This window comes from Bacillus sp. B1(2022) (assembly GCF_040259625.1).
In the GTDB taxonomy this organism is placed as follows: domain Bacteria; phylum Bacillota; class Bacilli; order Bacillales; family Bacillaceae; genus Bacillus; species Bacillus velezensis.
Genome location: NZ_JANIFO010000004.1, coordinates 294,856 through 312,697 on the forward strand (window position 1 = coordinate 294,856; position 17,842 = coordinate 312,697).

16 protein-coding genes are annotated in these 17,842 nt (G+C 47.1%); 7 read left to right on the plus strand and 9 right to left on the minus strand.

What is annotated here, in order from left to right; all coding sequences use genetic code 11:
• Positions 1-67 precede the first annotated feature (67 nt).
• Together NQS30_RS10040 and NQS30_RS10045 are read right to left on the minus strand one after the other, a co-directional pair.
• Entirely contained in the window at positions 68-1,312 is a 1,245-nt protein-coding gene (locus NQS30_RS10040) for a beta-ketoacyl synthase N-terminal-like domain-containing protein (protein ID WP_043021352.1), read from the minus strand.
• A gap of 32 nt (positions 1,313-1,344) precedes the next feature.
• Entirely contained in the window at positions 1,345-2,529 is a 1,185-nt protein-coding gene (locus NQS30_RS10045) for a pyridoxal phosphate-dependent aminotransferase (RefSeq protein WP_218791542.1), read from the minus strand.
• Between the two features lie 179 nt (positions 2,530-2,708).
• Between NQS30_RS10045 and NQS30_RS10050 the strand changes: the two genes are divergently transcribed.
• The gene (locus NQS30_RS10050; protein ID WP_007409263.1) at positions 2,709-3,134 is read left to right on the plus strand and encodes a Cu(I)-responsive transcriptional regulator; all 426 of its coding nucleotides are present in this window, start codon (positions 2,709-2,711) and stop codon (positions 3,132-3,134) included.
• A gap of 61 nt (positions 3,135-3,195) precedes the next feature.
• Positions 3,196-4,530 carry a hemolysin family protein gene (locus NQS30_RS10055; protein ID WP_007409264.1) on the plus strand — a complete coding sequence of 445 codons (1,335 nt, stop codon included), beginning with the start codon at positions 3,196-3,198 and terminating at the stop codon, positions 4,528-4,530.
• Positions 4,531-4,575: 45 nt separating this feature from the next.
• Here the strand turns inward: NQS30_RS10055 and NQS30_RS10060 are convergent, their stop codons facing one another.
• Positions 4,576-5,175: a lysophospholipid acyltransferase family protein gene (locus NQS30_RS10060; RefSeq protein WP_007409265.1), complete on the minus strand. Its 600-nt coding sequence runs from the start codon at positions 5,173-5,175 to the stop codon at positions 4,576-4,578.
• Between the two features lie 240 nt (positions 5,176-5,415).
• Between NQS30_RS10060 and sigM the strand changes: the two genes are divergently transcribed.
• Genes sigM through NQS30_RS10075 form a run of 3 tightly spaced genes read left to right on the plus strand, consistent with a single transcriptional unit; the run spans position 5,416 to position 7,251 of the window.
• Positions 5,416-5,907: an RNA polymerase sigma factor SigM gene (gene sigM / locus NQS30_RS10065; RefSeq protein WP_003155312.1), complete on the plus strand. Its 492-nt coding sequence runs from the start codon at positions 5,416-5,418 to the stop codon at positions 5,905-5,907.
• Positions 5,897-6,973 carry an anti-sigma factor gene (locus NQS30_RS10070; protein ID WP_218791541.1) on the plus strand — a complete coding sequence of 359 codons (1,077 nt, stop codon included), beginning with the start codon at positions 5,897-5,899 and terminating at the stop codon, positions 6,971-6,973. Before sigM ends, NQS30_RS10070 begins: the two co-directional genes overlap by 11 nt.
• Entirely contained in the window at positions 6,961-7,251 is a 291-nt protein-coding gene (locus tag NQS30_RS10075) for an anti-sigma-M factor (RefSeq protein WP_003155315.1), read from the plus strand. The genes NQS30_RS10070 and NQS30_RS10075 overlap by 13 nt, the downstream gene beginning before the upstream one ends.
• A gap of 36 nt (positions 7,252-7,287) precedes the next feature.
• Here NQS30_RS10075 and NQS30_RS10080 read toward each other — a convergent pair whose 3' ends face one another.
• The 4 genes from NQS30_RS10080 to NQS30_RS10095 form a co-directional block, all read right to left on the minus strand.
• Positions 7,288-8,643 (minus strand): sodium-dependent transporter, encoded by a 1,356-nt coding sequence (locus NQS30_RS10080; protein WP_012117177.1) that lies wholly within the window; start codon positions 8,641-8,643, stop codon positions 7,288-7,290.
• Positions 8,644-8,757: 114 nt separating this feature from the next.
• Entirely contained in the window at positions 8,758-10,161 is a 1,404-nt protein-coding gene (gene bcaP, locus NQS30_RS10085) for a branched-chain amino acid transporter BcaP (RefSeq protein WP_063095808.1), read from the minus strand.
• A 333-nt stretch (positions 10,162-10,494) separates the two neighbouring features.
• A complete protein-coding gene (locus tag NQS30_RS10090) occupies positions 10,495-11,364 on the minus strand; it encodes an SDR family oxidoreductase (protein ID WP_007409269.1) in 870 nt (289 codons plus the stop codon).
• 79 nt (positions 11,365-11,443) lie between these two features.
• The gene (locus NQS30_RS10095; RefSeq protein ID WP_218791540.1) at positions 11,444-12,547 is read right to left on the minus strand and encodes a citrate synthase/methylcitrate synthase; all 1,104 of its coding nucleotides are present in this window, start codon (positions 12,545-12,547) and stop codon (positions 11,444-11,446) included.
• Positions 12,548-12,656: 109 nt separating this feature from the next.
• Between NQS30_RS10095 and NQS30_RS10100 the strand changes: the two genes are divergently transcribed.
• Positions 12,657-13,532: a transcriptional regulator CitR gene (locus NQS30_RS10100; RefSeq protein WP_015239479.1), complete on the plus strand. Its 876-nt coding sequence runs from the start codon at positions 12,657-12,659 to the stop codon at positions 13,530-13,532.
• 68 nt (positions 13,533-13,600) lie between these two features.
• Here the strand turns inward: NQS30_RS10100 and NQS30_RS10105 are convergent, their stop codons facing one another.
• Positions 13,601-14,425: a C40 family peptidase gene (locus NQS30_RS10105; protein ID WP_015239478.1), complete on the minus strand. Its 825-nt coding sequence runs from the start codon at positions 14,423-14,425 to the stop codon at positions 13,601-13,603.
• A 459-nt stretch (positions 14,426-14,884) separates the two neighbouring features.
• Here NQS30_RS10105 and NQS30_RS10110 point away from each other — a divergent pair, with 459 nt between their 5' ends.
• Positions 14,885-16,264, plus strand: a complete 1,380-nt coding sequence (locus NQS30_RS10110) for an alkaline phosphatase PhoA (RefSeq protein ID WP_015239477.1) — start codon at positions 14,885-14,887, stop codon at positions 16,262-16,264.
• A gap of 37 nt (positions 16,265-16,301) precedes the next feature.
• On the opposite strand, the gene NQS30_RS10115 is transcribed toward NQS30_RS10110, so the two are convergent.
• Complete coding sequence (locus NQS30_RS10115; protein ID WP_015239476.1) at positions 16,302-17,708, minus strand: SpoVR family protein; 1,407 nt, start codon at positions 17,706-17,708, stop codon at positions 16,302-16,304.
• Positions 17,709-17,842: the final 134 nt, after the last annotated feature.

Below are 17,842 nucleotides of genomic sequence, written 5' to 3' on the forward strand. Positions count from 1 at the left end.
ACTCCATTCTTTCATCATTTTCAGATTTTTATCATATAAAAAACAGCCTTCAAAAAGAAGGCTGCCGTTATCTGCTTCGGAAATGATTTTCTAAACAAAGCGCCGTATTAATCCCCCCGAATCCCATGCTTAAGCTTAACGCATGGTGTACGGTATGGGCGCTCGGCCCGTCGGTCACCCACTGAAATGAATCGTCAATCGGCTCCGTTAAGTTTCGGATCGGATGAAGCTTGTTTTCCCGCATTTGCAAGAGAGCAGCAATGATTTCCACCGTTCCGGCCGCACTCAGACCGTGTCCGGTAATCGATTTTGTCGCATTAATCCGCGCGTGCGACAGGCCGCTTTCAGAAAGCGCCCGGCATTCAGTCTTATCACCGATCGGCGAACCGGTGCCGTGCGGGTTGATGTAATCGATCTCTTTTGCTGAAAGACCGGCCCGCTCCAGCGCCTGGCGGATCACCGTCATTTCGCCCTCTGCTGAAGGATTCGGGTTGCGGTTCGCATCGGAAGCCATTCCCCAGCCCTTTAAGCCAGCCCACGATCGTGCGCCCCTCTCTTCGGCACATTCAGCGCGTTCCAGCACAATCGCCCCGCACGCCTCTCCGAATATAAACCCGTCCGTATGCCGGTCAAACGGGCGGCAGGCGGCTTCAGGCCGTTCAGCGTATGTATCAGTGCCCATCGCTCCCAAAGAACGGAGAGCATGACACTCCATGTACGACAGATCGGCCAGCGCCCCGATCACGATGCACCGGTCAAACAGGCCGCCTTTGATTCCTTGAGCAGCCTGAATAACCGCCGCCTGGCCGCTTGCCGACGCGCCGCCGACCGTAAAGGCCGGCCCTTTTATCCCGAATTGCTCCGTACAAAGCCCCGACAAATCACTATCCATAAAAGAAAGCCCGTATGTCGGATTTACAAATTGCGGCGTTTCACCGTTTTTCTCAAAGGCCTGCAGCAATTCGCGCTGCGTCATATTCGAGCCGCCGATGATCAGACCGGTGCGGCTGTGATCAGCGCCGTCTAATTGAGCGTCATGCCACGCTTCATATAAAGCGATAAGCGCCGTCTTTCCTGATAATGCGGCCCTTCGGTACAAGCGCTTCGACAGCGCGTCCGGCGGCGTTAATTCGCTAAGCTCCGCGCCGATAAACGAACTGCCTTTCTGCCGGCCGGGCCGTTTCATCACATCAAAGGCGTGCCGCCCCTCCATAAGCGCATCGAGAAACGCCTCCTTGCCTTGTCCGACCGCGGTTAAGACTCCGATTCCTGTAATGCTGATGTCTGACGTGCCATTATTACTCCTCGACATTTGTCCGTTCTCCCATCTTTATGTATTGGAAGCTATGAAGAAAAATCTTGATACAGTGCTTTGAAAATATCGCGCGACTGTCTGATCTGTTCTGAAGGCACGCTGAAAGATAATCGGAAATAGCCGCTTTTTCCAAATCCGCTGCCGGGTACGATCAATAGTTTGTATTTCTGTGCGGCATGCATGCAGAATGCCACCTCGTCTTCAATCGGTGATTTCGGAAAGACGAAAAAGCCTCCTTTCGGCATTTCAAATTCGAAGCCGGCTTCTGTGAGGATGTCCACCATAAGGTCTCTCCGCTTTCTGTAAGGTTCAGCGTCAATCGAAAGATCATCCATTTTCGCCACGGCGCGCTGCATCATGACCGGAGCGTTCACAAAGCCGAGCGTCCGGTTGCAGAAAACGAACGCATCCGTCAGAAGATCGCCCTCAGGCATTTGGGCGTCTGCCGCGATATACCCGAGCCTTTCCCCCGCAATGCCGAGATCTTTACTGAACGAACTGACTAAAATCACGCGGTGATACGCCTGAAACGGATTCGCCTGCTCTTCTCCGTAGATCAGCTGGCTGTACGGTTCATCAAATAAAATAAATATGCTTTGGCCGTTCCGCTCTTCGGCTTCTTTTAATAAGGCGCCCAATTCGTTAAGGTTTTTCTGGCTGAGCACAGTCCCCGTCGGATTATGCGGCGTATTAACGATCAGTCCTTTCGTACGGGGGGTGATCGCACCTTTAACCGCTTCAATATCAATCTCAAATGAGTCAGTCAGCGGGCAGATGACGGGTCTGCCGCGGTAATTTTCAACATACGCTTTATATTCCGCAAAATAAGGCGCAAGAAGGATGACTTCTTCCTCGGGGTTTAAAATGCTTTTCAGCGCGACATTCAGCGCCCCGCCGGCTCCGACCGTCATGACTGTATGCCTGGCGGAAATTTCTGTCTGAAACCGCTCTGACATAAAGCGCGCAACCTTTTCTCTCGCCTCCGGAAGCCCCTGGTTTTGTATGTATCCGTGCCGCCCTGTTTCAGCCGCTTCGCAAAGCGCCTTTTTAAATGTTTCAGGCGGCTCCGCAACCGGATTTCCTATTGAAAAGTCAAACACCTTATCGGCGCCGAACTCTTTTTTCAGCCGAGCGCCTTCATCAAATAGTTTGCGTATCCATGAACCTTTCTCCAGATTCTGTGTCACTTCCCGTGATAAACCGGCCACTGTCATCTGTCCCTTCTGTCTTTTTCTTCCGTTTCTATTTACAATGATTATGAAAGATTTACATGGCGCAGTCAACGCTTTTTCAGACAGCCCGCCGCGCCGTTTCAGGAGAAAGACGGAAAACAATAAACTTGTGCAAACTCCCCTTCATATATTAAACTATTCTCATAACTATAACGTGATGGTTGGGGAGGGATTTAGATGGGGCTGAGACTTATCGCATCAGTGAATTAGCAGAGCTTGCCGGTGTAACGAAACGCACGGTGGATTACTACACAAACCTCGGGCTTTTAAAGCCTGACAGGTCTTGTTCGAACTATCGTTACTACGATACACTTGCACTTAATCGGTTAAAGTTTATAGTCGCTTGTAAAAAGCAGCGATTGGCCCTGTCTGATATAAAAGATCGACTGGAGAACCAGTTTCCCTCTTCAGCCCTGCCTGACGATATTGGAAATCTGGCATCGGAAATTGATCACATGAATCAAAACATCTCCGTGATCTTGAATCGGTTTGAAAAGCTTGAACCAGAGGAGCGCGCCCAGCTGAAAAAAAGGCTGGCTCCTGAAAAGCTTGCAGTGCTTCAATCATTTATGCTGCTGTTAAGTTAAACCATTATCTTACTAACAGGAGGTGTTACCTTCATCTTCCCAAAAGGAGTGAAGGTTCTAATTGGACATTGTGAATTTGATTTTAGTCGCGGTTTTAATCGCGCTGACGGCATTTTTCGTAGCATCTGAGTTTGCGATAATCAGAATCAGAGGCTCACGGGTTGACCAGCTTATAGCAGAAGGAAATAAAGCCGCAATCGGTGTCAAAAAAGTGACCACGCATTTAGATGAGTATTTATCGGCGTGCCAGCTCGGCATAACATTGACTTCCATCGGTCTTGGTGTCTTAGGCGAATCAACGATTGAACGCTTGCTTCATCCGCTTTTCACAAAGATAAACGTACCAAGCTCATTATCGCATATTATTTCATTTATTCTCGCCTATGCGATCATTACATTCTTACACGTGGTCGTGGGAGAGTTGGCGCCGAAAACAGTCGCCATCCAGAAAGCGGAAGCCGTTTCAATGCTGTTTTCGAAACCGCTCATTTGGTTTTACCGCATCATGTTCCCGTTTATCTGGCTTCTGAACAACTCCGCCCGTCTTTTAACGAAGGCGTTCGGTCTTGAGACGGTGTCTGAAAATGAGCTTGCCCACTCTGAAGAAGAGCTGCGCATCATTTTATCGGAAAGCTATAAAAGCGGTGAAATCAACCAGTCTGAATTTAAATACGTGAACAAAATCTTTGAATTTGACGACAGACTTGCAAAAGAAATCATGATTCCGCGTACGGAAATCGTCAGTCTGCCGCATGATATCAAAATTTCTGAAATGATGGATATCATTCAGATTGAAAAATATACCCGGTACCCTGTCGAAGAGGGTGACAAAGATAATATTATCGGCGTTATTAACATTAAAGAAGTGCTGACCGCCTGCATCAGCGGCGAAGTATCAGTCGACTCGCCGATTACCGATTTTGTCAATCCGATCATCCATGTGATTGAGTCGGCACCGATTCACGATCTGCTTGTAAAAATGCAGAAGGAACGGGTTCATATGGCGATTCTGTCGGATGAATACGGCGGAACCGCGGGGCTTGTCACCGTTGAAGACATTATTGAAGAAATCGTCGGGGAAATTCGTGATGAATTTGATATCGATGAAATCAACGAAATCCGCAAACTCGGCGACGGCCATTACATGCTTGACGGCAAGGTCCTGATTGATCAAGTGAACGAACTCCTCGGCATCCATTTGGAAAATGACGAGGTCGACACCATCGGCGGCTGGTTCCTTACCCAGAAATACGATGTCGAACAATACGACTCGATTATCGAAGAAGGCTGTGAATTTATCATTAATGAAATTGACGGCCACCACGTCGCATATATCGAAGTGAAAAAACTGGCGTTTGATGAACTGCTGGAAACCGCCGAACAAAAAGAAGCATAACAAAAAAGCTTGCGCGTCTGATACAGACGGCAAGCTTTTTTTCATTTACAATTGTTCAAGTTTTTTCTCAAGCTCTTTAATTCTGGCATTCAGCTCTTCTGTCATGGCCGCAAGCCTCTCCTTCGGCGCAAGATCGGAAAAGTCCTCCAAAAAAATCGGCTCGCCGATGATAAGCCGCATTTTTCCCTTTTTAAACAGCGCTTTTCCCGTAGACGGCCCTTTATATGCGGCCGGAACGAGCGGCGCTTTTCCCATTTGGGCGATGGTCACGGCCCCTCTTTTCAGCGGGACGTCTTCTGATGTTCTCGTACCGCTCGGAAAAATCCCGACAATCTTTCCTTCCTTCAGAAGCTTAATCGGCGTTTTAATGCTGCTCGGGCCCGGATTTTCACGGTCAACCGGGAACGCGTGAATCTTCTTCAAAAAACGTCCGATCCACTTTTTCTGAAACAGCTCTTTTTTCGCCATATAATGAATCTGATGGGGCAATATCCCGACACCGAGCGTGAGGACGTCCACCCAGCCCGCATGCGTGCACGCGATAACGAATCCTTTATCAGACGGAAGATTCTCTTTATTGTACACTTTCACTCCTCCGCGCAGGGATAGAATGCATTTGATGGCATTTGCACAAAACTTATACATAACGCACTTCCTTTGTTGTAATGATCAAAAGTGTTCTCTCTCTCTATTATAACAATATTTTTTATTACCTGGTACTAATAATTATATTTTTCCTCCGCCGATCTCTATCTTTTATGACGGATTTTGGGTACTATAGAGAAATGGTGTTTGATGAGGTGAAAATGAATTTAAGCCGTTTGCATGGAACGTGCAACTTTAAACCTTTCTTATGCGTGTATAACATAGAGGGGAGAAAAGGCAGTGACGATCGATGAAATTTACCAAATGTATATGAATGATGTTTACCGGTTCCTGCTCTCCATGACAAAAGACAAGCATCTCGCTGAAGATTTGCTGCAGGAAACCTTTATGAGGGCATACATACACATTCACTCCTACGACCACAGCAAAGTAAAGCCATGGCTTTTTCAAGTGGCGAGAAATGCGTTTATAGATTATGTCAGAAAACATAAAAAGGAAGTGACCATTTCCGATGACTTAATTGGGAGCCTTTTCCAGACGGCTGTTCAAAGCCCGGCTCATCAGATTGAAATCAAGGAAGTGCTGACAGGGTATATGTCCGAACTTCCCGACAATTATCGGGAGGCCTTAACACTGTATTATTTAAAAGAACTGAATTACAAAGAAGCATCCCATATTATGAATATTTCAGAGGCTAATTTTAAAAGTGTTTTATTTCGTGCCAGACAGCGGCTGAAAGCACTTTATAATAGAGGTGTTAATGATGAATGAAGAATTTAAAAAGCGTTTTTACCAATACAAAAATGGAGAAATGAGCGACCGGGAAATGGCCGCCTTTGAAGAAGAGCTGGAAAAGCTGGAAGTCTATCAGGAGTTGATTGAAAGCGAAATGCAGGACGACCGGGAATGGGACGTCGGCATCAGCCCGGAAAAACAGAAGGCCATTTTATCATACGGAAAACGCAAATCGTATTTGCGGATTTCAGTTCTCGCCGTCATCTCCACTTTGATGATTTTGCCGCTTTGCACATTAGGAAGCTACCTCTATTACGGTCTGGGAGGAAAAGAAAGCACCGGCAATCAATTAATGGAGACCGCGGCAGTGACGGTGGCGACTACAATGCCGAACGTCCTCGTCGATACCTCCGGACTGAAAAGCCAGGTGAAGCTGTTTGGAATGAATACGGAATTTCCGCTGCAAAAGCAGATCGGCACAAAAACGAAATCCGTCGGCGGAGAACGGATTGAAATGTTTTTAGATACGGTCAAATCGCCTGCCGTTAACTACTATGATCTAGACGCGGCACAGGCAAAGCATTATTTCGCCCATCCTTCCGGCTTAAAGGAACCCACGATTGAAAAAGCCGGACAGACATTAAAAAAATTGCCTGAAGGAAGCGTGGCGGAGGTCTATCTTTCTTATGACAGGGCCTATCCTTCTTCTCAAGTATATTCGACTTTTAAAAAATACGATGTGAAGTTTTTATGGAACGCGGTCGAAACAGAGAAAAATCTGAAAGACAGTCCTTATGCCGAGCCGTTAGGATTTCCCGGGAAAGATTCCAAGATGGTGTCCTCTTTCGAAACGCAAGGACAGACAGACCGTGAACAATTTATCAATGCCCTTGAATTTATGTCCCGCCATAAAAAATGGGCGCATGCAATATCGAAACGCAAAGACATGAATCTTGGCAGCCGAATCGACTATGTTGAACATCACGGAATGAACGTATACGGCTCTGTCGTGACGGGGCCGACAAAAGAAATCGAACGTCTGCTGAAAAACAAAACAGTAAAAGCAGCAAACATCGGTGAGGTGGAATTATGGAATTGGTAAGAATTTTTAAAGAGCATAATGTTTTCGGCTGGATATCAGTCGGTACCGCGATTTTGTCGCTGCTGCTTTTGAACGTGGCAATCATCAGCAATGTGACTTTCTATTCTTATCAGATGCTGCCGTTTGCGATGGCCGCCGTGCCGTTCGGCATCATTGAGCTGTTTATTAAAAAAGGACGGACGGGCCCGGGACTGCTCGGTGTCATTCTCAATCTGTTCGTCATTGTCTGTGTATATACGATCGTTGCGGTTGATACGAATCTGCAATTCGGTTTTTAAACATAAAAACAGGCCCTTTTACGGGGGCCTGTTTTTTTAAAATGAAAGAACGCCGATTAAATGGAGCAATACGACGATGATAGCCAGCGGCACGAGATATTTCAGAAGGAAATACCACACCTGAAAGAAACGATAGCCGATGGCGGAACCGCTTTTCATCTCGGCAAACAGCTCCTGCTTCGGTATTTTCAGCGGGACGAAGATTGATATTAATAAAGCGCCGAGCGGAATCAGCACATTGCTGACGGTGAAATCCGCAAGATCAAAAAACGTTTTTCCGAACAAATGAACATCACCGAGAACACCGTATGATAAACAGGACGGAATTCCGACTAAGAAAATGAGCAGACCGCTTGTCCACGACAGCTTCTTTCTTTTCGTTTCATCACCTTTCCCCACAGTCGCCACGATAATTTCCACCATCGAAAAGGCCGAAGTCAGCGCGGCGAAGAAAAAGACCGCCAAAAAGCTGATAAAAAACAGCGAGCCGAACGGCAGCCGGTCAAAAACAGCCGGCAGCACGGTAAACAGCAGTGTAGGCCCTTCATCCGGTTTAAAGCCGAACGAAAAAACCGCCGGGAAAATGGCCAGTCCCGCAAACAGCGTAACGAGCACATTCATCATAACAATGGAACCCGCCGAACCCGGAAGATTTTGGGTTTTCGGCAGATACGAACTGTATGTCACCATGACCGAAACACCGAGCGTTAATGTAAAAAACGCCTGTCCTAAAGCATATAGGATGGATTCCGGCGTCAAATCTTCAAAGTGCGGAACCAATAAAAATCTAATCCCCTCAACGGCATGATCGAGCGTGACTGATCGCAGCACAAGCAATAGAAACAGCACGAATAAAATCGGCATCAGCACCGCACTGACACGTTCAATCCCTTTCTGCACGCCTTTTGCGACGACCGCCACCGTCATGATCATAAATACAAGCTGCGCAATGAGAGTCTGGATCGGATTTTCAATGACCGTCCCGAACACCGTGCCGTACTGCTCCTGAGTGAGCCCGGATAAAGAACCGGTAACGGCTTTTAACACATAAAGCAAAATCCACCCGCCGACAACACTGTAAAAAGACAAAACTAAAAAACAGGCCGCCACACCCACATAACCCGTAAGGTGCCATACCGACTTCGGCGCGGCTTGTTTGTAGGCATCAATCGCATTTGTCTGGCTCCGTCTTCCGAAAATAAATTCACCGAGCAAAAGCGGATAGCCTAAAAGCACGGTAAAGAGGACGAATACAAGAAAAAAAGCGCCTCCCCCGTTCGTACCCGCTACGTAAGGGAACTTCCAAATGGCTCCCAGGCCGATCGCCGAACCGGCAGCGGCCATAATAAATCCTATTTTTGAGGCCCATTGAACCCTTTTTTGGTCAGACACGACTTTCCACTTCCCTTCCGCCCTATATTATCCCTTATTCACTGCGATAACTTAAGCCCATTTCAATATGTTTCATTATTCCGAAAAATAAAAAGGAGCGGCGGGTGCCGCTCCTTACAAATCCCCGTTTAATTTCGAATGCTTTCTCGAATATAAGAAATAAATCACCAGACCGATGATCAGCCAGATAAAGAAACGGAATATGGTGGTTGCGCCGAGGTTAATAATCAAAAACACGCAGAACAGAATGGACAATACCGGAATAAAGGGAACCCCCGGACATTTAAAAGCCCTTGGCAGATCAGGCTGTTTCTTTCTCAATACGATAACCGCCACGGAAATCAGGACAAATGCGGCAAGCGTGCCGATGTTCACCAGCTTCGCCAGTTCATCAAGCGGGACGAGCGAGCCGAGTAATGCCGACAGGATGCCGAACACCCACGTCACCACGTGCGGCGTTTTATGCTTCGGATGGACTTTTGAAAGCGCCCCCGGCACCAAACCGTCACGGGACATGGCAAACATCACCCTCGTCTGGCCGTACAGCATGACGAGCATCACCGTTGTCATCCCCAACACTGCGCCGATATCAATAATCCCGGCCACCCAATTCTGTCCGGCCATCTGCAGGACGAGAGACACGGGATGGTCAACGCCTTCAAAGCGGGCAAACGGAACGACGCCCGTCATAATCGCCGATACGGTCACATACAGCACGGTGCAGACGATTAATGAAAAGATAATTCCTTTCGGCAGATCCTTCGCCGGATTTTTCGTTTCTTCAGCGGCGGAAGAGACGGCGTCAAAACCGATAAAAGAGAAGAAAACGAGCGCCGCGGCACTGAAAACACCGCCGAATCCCATCGGTATAAACGGCTGCCAGTTGTGAGGTTTGACATATACGGCCGCAACGGCGATAAACAATAGAACAACCAGAACCTTCAAAATGACCATAATATTATTGACCCGCTTCGATTCTTTAATGCCTAAATAGAGAAGGAATGTAATCGCAAGCACGATAACAAATGCGGGGAGATTAAAGAATGTGACCGTGCCTTTAATGGATCCCGGCGCGGCCGTTAATGCGGTCGGAAGATGAATGCCGAAGCCCGCCAAGAATGATTGAAAATAGCCGGACCAGCCGACCGAAACCGCGCTGACGGCGAGCATATATTCCAAGATTAAATCCCATCCGATGATAAACGCGAGAAGTTCACCCAGTGTCGCATAAGTAAACGTGTAGACGGAACCCGAAACCGGGACGCTTGAAGCAAATTCGGCATATGACAAAGCCGCAAATAAACACGCAAGAGCGGCGATGACAAATGAAACAGTCAGCCCCGGCCCCGCCGTGACAGCGCCTGTTCCGGTTAATACAAAAATCCCCGTTCCGATGATGGCCCCTATCCCCAGAAGGGTCAAATCAAAGGCCCCTAACTCTCTTTTCAGCGACTTTTCCCCGCTCGTTGCGGCAAGCAGGTCCTGAATGCTTTTCTTTCTGAATACGCTCCCCTTCATCTGCTTCACTCCTTGTAAACCAATATATGTTAGAATATTCAGATAACAATAGCAATAATGACTAAATTCTTATTTTTCGCATGAAATGTTTCAGCACATCATTCCTTTCTCCTATGTCATATTATAGCGAAAAATATAAAAATGAAAATAACTTTTTTGAAAATTCTATATATTATTTTTAGTTTTCATAAAACAGAACTCAGCGGATTCCCCACTGTGAAATATTAACATTAGTGATTCAGCTGGAGACTTCCATTTTTTGAAAATCGTATTCATATGTACGTTCAAATAAAAATCCCGCCCTTTTTAAAAGCGCGGGATAAGACTTGCGTATTATGTTGAAATAAATCTGCCGCCATTTACGTGAATGGTTTGCCCCGTCATATAGGAAGATTCATCTGAAGCCAGAAGCACGTAAGCTCCGGCGTGTTCCGCAGGCTGTCCCGGTCTTCCCATCGGAGTGTCCAGACCATGCTTTTCCACCTTTTCTTCAGTAAACGTTGCCGGAATCAGGGCGGTCCAGATCGGGCCAGGGGCCACTGCATTTACTCTGATCCCCTGATCGGCCAATGACATCGCCATTGAACGCGTAAAGGAAACGATGCCGCCTTTCGTGCATGAATAGTCGATCAATGATGTGTCTCCCTGATAAGCGGTAATAGACGTTGTATTAATGATGGCGCTCCCTCTTTGCAGGTGGGGCAGCACGGCTTTTGTCATATGAAACATAGAAAACATGTTTGTACGGAATGTCTTCTCCAGCTGTTCAGCTGTAATATCAAGAATCCCGTTTTGCGGATGCTGCTCAGCCGCATTATTAACGAGAATATCTATTTTTCCGTAGTGATCTAAGACTTGCCGGACCGCCTTCTGACAATGCGCCTCATCACCGACGTCTCCCGGAATTAACAGGCATTCGGCCTGGTATTCTTCCGCACGCTTTTTCGTTCTCTCGGCATCGGCATGTTCGTCTAGGTACAGGATGGCAAGATCCGCCCCTTCCTTCGCGTAAGCAATCGCAGCCGCTGCGCCGATGCCGCTGTCTCCGCCCGTGATGACGGCGACTTTTCCTTTTAATCTGCCCGATCCTTTTACATCCGGGTCCTCCAAGAGCGGTTTCGGCTCCATGTCTGACTCAATGCCGGGCTGGCGCTTTTGCACCTGCGGCTTTTGTCCTTCCGTCTGTCTGTCCATCGGATTCATATTCTCACACTCCTGCAATTGGTATTACTGAGACGATACCACGCAGCGCGGGGAGTTAAACGGACAAATATGCCGGTGATTAAAGCTGCTGAGCCGTTTCGGGAAAAGCGCCGGTGTATTTCGCAGACGGCCTGTAAATCATGTTGTCAGCGGACTGTTCAAGCACGTGTGCGCACCAGCCTGCCATTCTGCTTGCTGAAAAGGTCGGCGTAAATAAATCATTGTCGACATCAATGGCCTGCATCACAGCCGCTGCGTAAAACTCCACATTCGTATACAGCTTCCGTCCGGGCTTATATTGCTCTAACAGGCGGATGGCTTCCTTCTCCACATAAAGCGCCAAGTCAAGCGACGGATCATTTCCCGCCACTTCTTCAGCCTTTATGCGCAGCGCTTCCGCCCGCGGGTCTTTTGTTTTGTACACCCTATGTCCGAAGCCCATCAGGCGTTCTCCCCTCATAAGCTTCGCTGCCAAATATGCTTCTGCATTTTCTTTTTCCCCGATGTCTTCAAGCATTTTCGTGACGCCTGAAGGCGCGCCTCCGTGCAGCGGCCCTTTCATCGTACCCAGTGCGGCAGTGACGGCAGACACTAAGTCCGATTCAGTCGAAACGGTGACTCTCGCTGAAAAAGTCGATGCATTCATCCCGTGCTCCATCGCCAGAATCATATACGTTTCAAGCGCTTTCTTTTGGGCTGCGGACGGCTGCCTGCCTGTCAGCATATACAAATAGTTTTCAACGTGTCCGTATCGCACCTCAGGTGACAACGCTTCCTGCCCTTGTTTACGGCGGTATCTGTACGCAATAATCGTCGGTGTGACGGCAATCAGTTTAACCGCTTCTTCCGGCTTGGGCGGATATGTAAATGAATCTGTGCCCAAACCTGAAACAGCCGTTCTCAGCACCGCCATGTCGTCCATTTCATCCGGAAGCGTTTCCAGTAAGTCGATCAAATGTTTCGGAAGCCCGCGCTCGGCTGCAAGTTCTTCCTGAAACGCAAGCAATTGCCGCTCATCAGGAAGCGCCCCGTTCAAAATGAGATACGCCGCTTCTTCAAAACTGGATTGCAGCGCGATATCCTTCGCATCATAGCCGCGATATATTAAATGCCCCTTTTCTCCGTCAATATGGCTGATAGCCGTTTCTGCACAAGTAATCCCTTTCAATCCACGATAAATCAATTTCATTCCCCCTTATCCTCTTTCTGTTATTATAGTAAATATAATATTTAAAAAATAATGAATATTTTTAAGGGAATTAATTAAAACTTTTAATCAGAGGAGTGCATCTATGGATTTTAAATGGCTTCACACCTTCGTCACCGCGGCAAAATATGAGAACTTCAGAAAAACGGCGGAAACGCTTTTTTTATCTCAGCCGACCGTCACCGTTCATATAAAATTATTAGAGAAAGAAATCAGCTGCAAGCTGTTTCAGCGGAGTGGCCGGAAAATACAATTGACGGAGGAAGGAAAAGCATACGTGCCGTTTGCCATGAGGCTTTTGGAAGACTATGAAAACAGCATGGCGGAGCTGCACAGGGTGCGCCAGGGCTACTCGCACACGCTGACACTCGCTGTTTCGCCGCTTATCGCCGACACCGTTCTCCCGTCTGTCATGAAGCGTTATACAGAGGACAATAAAGAAACCGAAATGACGGTCACCATTTTCGAATCGGAAGAAATCGCCTCTCAAATCAGAAACGGCTCAGCCGATATCGGACTGAGCTGCTTAAAGGTGCAATCATCTTCCCTCACTTGCCGCCCCCTGTACAATGACCCCGTTGTCCTCGTCGCGCCGCCCGGCCGAAAACCCGGGACAGGGAAGGCGGATGAAGTGAAAGACCTGTTCGGACAATATCTGCTTTTGACCCATAACCATCCTGACTATTGGGATGATTTGCTCCGCCAGGTCAGAATACAGTTCCCTTTCGTCAGGACAATGAAGGTGACACAGACGCATATTACGAAACGATTTATTAAAGAGGGGCTGGGCGTCTCATTTCTGCCGCTGTCAGCGGTACGGTCCGAACTCGCCGCAGGCAGCATGATTGAAATTCCGTGCGAATTCGCCCAGATGCCGAGCGCGGGCGCGTACGCCATCGCCCTCTATGAAAATGAAAAAAAGAAAACCTTTTTAGATTTTTTATCACATTTTCATTTTTAGGTGAAACAAATGGAGCTCTGTCCCGTCTAAATAAAAAACCCGTTCTGATGAACGGGTTTCTATCGCTGCTAGAATCTTTTCGCGCCAAGGTAGCGAGGTTTCCAGTAGCTGTTATTCAGATCACTTGTTGTGACGCCGTCAGAACCGGCATGGATGAACTTGTTGTTTCCGATGTACACACCCATGTGTGAAGGGCCGGCCTGATATGTTGTAAAAAAGACGAAGTCTCCTCTTGACGGGCTGGACACGCTCTTCATTGAGCTCCAGTATCCCGCAGTGCTCGTTCTGCCGACACTCGTCTGTTTGTTTAACAGGTACCAGATAAATCCGCTGCAGTCAAAGCCGGAAGTCGTTGTTCCGCCCCATACATACGGCGTGCCGATTAAAGATTGCGCATCAGAAATCAGCTTGTTTACATTCAGGCTCGTCTGTGCAGCATTATGGCTGGATGAAGGCTGCTTTGATGACGAAGATCCTGAAGACGTTGAACCGGAAGTTGATCCCTTTACTTTAAGAACTTGTCCGATGCGGATCAGGTCCGTTTTTAAACCGTTTAAACTTTTTAATTGGTTTACCGTCATTTTATATTTATTCGCAATTTTCCAAAGGCTGTCGCCTTTTACGACTTTATATGTAGACGATGATGACTTGTTGCTTGAGCTTGAACCTGAGGATGATTTACCGTTAATCGAAAGCGTCTGACCGATGTAAATGATATCCGATTTTAATTTGTTCTCAGATTTAATGGAATTAATTGACGTTCCATACCGATTTGAAAGTCCCCATAATGTATCGCCTTTTTTTACCTTAATCGTTTGCGCAGATGCCGCGCCCGCAAACAAAGTCGTCCCCAAAACCACTGCCGTTGTTGCTGTAACAAGTTGCTTTTTCATATTTTCCTCCCTGAATGATTCTATCTATTTTATGTGTCTCTTTTTTAAAGTTTTTATCTGTTTCCTATTATAAGGTTCAATTTCCACTAGAAATAGACTTGACTTCCCGTGACAAATTTCTTACTAATTCGTTTTAGAAAAAAGTTTTTAAGGGTATTAAATATTTCAATTTGATTTCAAACGTGACGAAAAACAAGTCAATTTGTCATGTTTTTTTCCTGTGATCCTCGTATTTTGGAAAAACAAAGCAGTTCATTTTCCAAATAACCCCTTGTTAAAAAAATCCTCGTCTTTTTCAAAAAAGTGAATGGTTTTCACTCTTTCTTGAAAACATAACATTACACCGGAATTTACATTTCTAACAATGTTTCACCTGAAATTTACAGGAGGAACAGGCGCTCTTTACAAACACCCCCTACCATTAGACATGCAGACACGATTAAAGGAGGACGAGTGAGAATGAGTCTATTTAAACAGGTTCGATCAAAACTTCTGCCGGCGGCAGCCGTATCCGTGCTGACAGCCGGTCTGATTGCGGGCGCGGGGCTTCAGCACTCCGAACAGGCTGCGGCAAAAAAACAGCCTGACAAAAACGAAATCAGAAACGTCATCTTCATGGTCGGCGACGGAATGGGCGCTCCCTATATGAACGCCTACCGTTCGGTCATTAACAAAGGAAAGCCTGCAGACGGCATGAAACTGACGGCATTCGATCCCAATCTCACCGGTATGATGATGACTTATCCTGACGATCCTGATTCCAATATTACCGATTCCGCGGCGGCAGGCACGGCAATGGCCACGGGCGTGAAAACGTATAACGCGGCGATCGGAGTCGATAAAAAAGGAAAGCGGGTAAAATCCGTCCTCGAAGAAGCGAAACAAAGAGGGAAATCCACCGGACTTGTCGCAACTTCGGAGATTGCGCACGCCACCCCTGCGGCATTCGGAGCCCATAACAAATCCCGAAAGAACATGGATGACATCGCAAGCAGCTACTTTGATGACCGCATCAACGGAAAACAGAAAGTCGATGTGCTCCTTGGAGGCGGCAAGTCAAACTTTATCCGTAAAGACCGCAATGTAACAAAGGATTTCAAAAAAGCGGGATACAGCTACGTGACATCAAAACAGGAGCTCAAAAAGGATCGTAATAAGAAAATTCTCGGCCTGTTTGCCGATGGCGGACTCGACAAAGCAATCGACCGCTCAAACGCCGTCCCTTCATTAGAAGACATGACAACGGCGGCGATCGACAGGCTGAACAAGAATAAAAAAGGGTTTTTCTTAATGGTCGAAGGCAGCCAAATTGACTGGGCGGGACATGACAATGACATAGTCGGCGCAATGAGCGAAATGAAGGATTTTGAAAAAGCGTATAAAGCAGCGATCGCATTTGCCAAAAAGGACAAACATACGCTTGTCGTTGCCACGGCTGACCATACCACCGGGGGATTGACGATCGGTGCGAATGACGATAAAAACTGGCATGTTGAACCGATTCTTGCCGCCAAAAAAACCCCGGCATTTATGGCTGACCAAATCAAAGCGGGCAAATCCGTATCTTCCGTGCTTGCGCGTTATACAGACCTGAAATGGTCAAAAGCGGAAATCAAACAGATCGAAACGGCCGCAAAACAGGATGCTGACAAGGGGGCATACAAAGCGATTATTAAGCTCTTTAATGCGAAAACCAACAGCGGCTGGACAACCGGCGATCATACGGGCGAAGAAGTTCCCGTTTACGCATACGGTCCGGGAAGAGAGTCATTTACGGGGCTTTTAAACAACACGGATCAGGCCAAAAAGATCTTTCACATCCTGAAACACGGAAAATAAAAAAGGATGCGGGGGTTTCCCCGCATCCTTTCTTCTTTTACAGATATCTCCGGTGCACTCCTTTGCCGTCATACGAAAACATCACTTCTCTGTCTTCAAGAACAGATTCGATGTGCACGCTCCTGCCCCATAGCTGGTACAGATACGGCAGCACTTTCTCCAAATATTTCAGATCAAGCTCAATTCCCTCATACCAATGTTTAATATAAAGCTCATTATTCTTCAGGTAATCCCCGTCATTGACGGTCAGATAAGGAAATCCCCCGTTGACCCGCATGTTCACGAGCTGGTCGCGCACGGCCTTCCATTCTTTGTCGATCACTTTATAGTCCCTGCCCTGCTTTTGGAATAAATACAAATCCTCACGCATCACGAGATCTTTCGTCAAATAATTGCGGATAAATGATATATCCGATTCAATTTCCCTGACCTCAAACATTTTCTCGCGTCCGGAACCGGGCTTTACTCCTGTTTTTTTCATTTCATCTGTCGGGTTGTCATAACGCTCTTCGATGTCTTCAAAAATTTTCAGCCCTAAATAATACGGGTTGATTCCCGTTTTTGACGGCTGAACGACGCCTGCGTTCAGCTTCGCAAATTCGATGGCTTCATCTGAAGTCAGGTCAAGCTCGCGGATAATCCGCTGATGCCAATAGGATGCCCAGCCTTCGTTCATGATTTTCGTTTCCAGCTGAGGCCAGAAATACAGCATTTCTTCTCTCATCATGGTTAAAATGTCACGCTGCCACGGTTCAAGCTCCCGCGAATGTTCCTCGATAAACAGCAGAATATCTTTTTCCGGCCGGGGCGGAAACGGTTTTTTCCCTTTTTTCTTTTTCACCTGCTTCGGCTTATCCATTCCCCATAAATCATCGTAAGGCGATGGCGCGGTTTCTTCTTCGTCCTCCTCTTCGTCATCGACGCTCCACAGCAGCTTCGGCCTGACGAGCGACGGATCGATATGCTCCTGAATCGCCAGAATGGCATCTAAAAAGGACTCCACCTCTTTGATCCCGTGAATTCTTTCATAATGCTTAATCCGCTCCGCCGCAGCCGCCATACTCTCAACCATGTCCCGGTTCGTATTTTGAAAGCGGCAGTTATGTTTGAAAAAATCACAATGGGCAAGAACATGGGCTACAATTAATTTATTTTGGATCAGCGAATTGCTGTCCAGCAAAAAAGCGTAGCAAGGGTTGGAATTAATGACAAGTTCATAAATTTTGCTCAAACCGAGATCATAATGGAGTTTCATCTTGTGAAATTGTTTGCCGAAACTCCAGTGGCTGAATCTCGTCGGCATGCCGTACGCGCCGAATGTATAAATAATTTCAGCCGGGCAAATTTCATATCTCATCGGGTAGAAATCAAGGCCGAAACCCTTCGCAATGTCGGTTATTTCCTCAATTGCCCGCTGTAAACCTTTTGTCTCCTCCGCGTTCAACCGAATCCCCCCTACTTGGACTTATTTATAATGTATGACCCCTCCTCTCAAAAGATGAAATAACAGACCGGTTTCCGGCTGAAAACTTTCGGCACATCCGCCCCGTTTGCTTTATATGTAAATGGGTAAAACAC

What these genes read in the sequence shown, in the direction of transcription:
- NQS30_RS10040 (WP_043021352.1), bottom strand. Translation starts at nt 1,312, where the DNA reads ATGTCGAGGAGTAATAATGGCACGTCAGACATCAGCATTACAGGAATC.
- NQS30_RS10045 (WP_218791542.1), bottom strand. Translation starts at nt 2,529, where the DNA reads ATGACAGTGGCCGGTTTATCACGGGAAGTGACACAGAATCTGGAGAAA.
- NQS30_RS10060 (WP_007409265.1), bottom strand. Translation starts at nt 5,175, where the DNA reads ATGTATAAGTTTTGTGCAAATGCCATCAAATGCATTCTATCCCTGCGC.
- NQS30_RS10070 (WP_218791541.1), top strand. Translation starts at nt 5,897, where the DNA reads ATGATGAATGAAGAATTTAAAAAGCGTTTTTACCAATACAAAAATGGA.
- NQS30_RS10075 (WP_003155315.1), top strand. Translation starts at nt 6,961, where the DNA reads ATGGAATTGGTAAGAATTTTTAAAGAGCATAATGTTTTCGGCTGGATA.
- bcaP (WP_063095808.1), bottom strand. Translation starts at nt 10,161, where the DNA reads ATGAAGGGGAGCGTATTCAGAAAGAAAAGCATTCAGGACCTGCTTGCC.
- NQS30_RS10090 (WP_007409269.1), bottom strand. Translation starts at nt 11,364, where the DNA reads ATGAATCCGATGGACAGACAGACGGAAGGACAAAAGCCGCAGGTGCAA.
- NQS30_RS10100 (WP_015239479.1), top strand. Translation starts at nt 12,657, where the DNA reads ATGGATTTTAAATGGCTTCACACCTTCGTCACCGCGGCAAAATATGAG.
- NQS30_RS10105 (WP_015239478.1), bottom strand. Translation starts at nt 14,425, where the DNA reads ATGAAAAAGCAACTTGTTACAGCAACAACGGCAGTGGTTTTGGGGACG.
- NQS30_RS10110 (WP_015239477.1), top strand. Translation starts at nt 14,885, where the DNA reads ATGAGTCTATTTAAACAGGTTCGATCAAAACTTCTGCCGGCGGCAGCC.